At 34.6% G+C, this 1,458-nt stretch carries 1 protein-coding gene; it reads left to right on the top strand.

Features of this window, described 5'->3' with window-relative positions; genetic code table 11:
* Positions 1 to 240: 240 nt before the first annotated feature.
* On the top strand, positions 241 to 1,458 hold a 1,218-nt coding region (locus JFL43_RS22100; RefSeq protein WP_200750717.1), incomplete at its 3' end, for a methyl-accepting chemotaxis protein.

Below are 1,458 nucleotides of genomic sequence, written 5' to 3'. Positions count from 1 at the left end.
TTAAACAGTTTAAAGTGAAGTGAAAATGAGGAAAAGGGTTGCTATTGCGGCTCTTTTTTTTTGATGAATTTAAAATTCCACTTAATTTCTATAAAATTAAGCCGATAGGGCTAAATATTTTTGTGTAATTTTAGTGAAAATAGTTCAAAAATAACTTTATATAGTTTATTATAAATAATGCAAAGGATATATTTGAGTTTTTAAAATATTCCAATTTTGGGGCAGAGGAGGAATTTCGGAGTGAAAGGAATGTCTAAGTTAAGCAATAAAGTTTTTGTGTTTGTTGTAATTGCTATCGTATTAATAATTGCAGCTTTTTCAATAACTCTGTATTCAAATACCAATAAATCTGTTGAAGAGACGATAGGGAGTCAGACCGTGCGCATCGGTGAAAATGTTGCGTCCCAGTTAGATGTTGAGAAATTTAAAGAGATAGTAGATCATCCGGAAGAATCAGAATTGTATTGGAAGCTACGAGATGAATTAAATGATATTCGTGTGAAAAATGGTGTTCAGTATTTATATACAATGACAAAGGTAGAAAAAGGTGGAAAAGCAAAATCGTTAATTAATGGTTTGCCTAGAGATGAAGAGGATGCTCCGATAGGTTCAGAAGAATCGACAATCGATGATGGCATTATGAAAGCGGTTAATAAGGACGGTTACTATCATTCGGGAATAGAAAACTTTGAGGGCTATGGTGAATTACTATCTGCAATTGTCCCTATGAAGGATGCGGATGGTGAGACAATTGGACTTATTGGAGTTGATGTAGCAGCTGGTGATGTAAAAGAAGTAAAGTCAGAAATATTAAAATCAATTTTGCCAATTGTAATGGGTATTACTTTAGTAATCGGAGTGATTTCGGTATTCTTCATTCGCCGTTATACAAATCATACGCTTCAACCATTGACTGTTTTACAGGAAGCAGTGGTAGAATTTTCTGAAGGTAATATTATTGGTGCTGAGAAGAAACTAGAATCTGTGAAATTTAAAGGAAACAATGAAATTACTCGTTTTGAAGTGGCGTTTTCAGAATCATTGACAAAGCTAAAGGGTACTTTTACAGAAGTGTTGCATACATCTGAGGAATTGAAAAGTGTTATTGATCAAATTGGTGCATCTGCACAAACGGTACATACGTCAAATAACGAAATTGCCGGTAGCATTCTACATATTGCATCTGGAAGTGAACAACAAAAGGTCAATAATGGTGAAGTGATAAATGCAATGGAAGAAATGGTCATCGGTATTCAAAGAATGGCTGATTCTACATCAAATATTTCAGGCGCATCTATTGATATGACCGCTCTAGTTGAAACAGGAGTGAAGGAATCAGAAATAGTTGTTGAACAAATCCAAAATGTAGAGCAGTCGGTATTAGGAACAGCAGAGCACGTCATAGAAATGGGCGAAAAGTTCCGTTCGATTGAAGAAATGGTTGAAGTAATTACAAGT

This window comes from Viridibacillus soli, assembly GCF_016612995.1.
GTDB lineage: Bacteria > Bacillota > Bacilli > Bacillales_A > Planococcaceae > Viridibacillus > Viridibacillus soli.
This window is presented reverse-complemented; position numbering and strand designations above follow the sequence as displayed.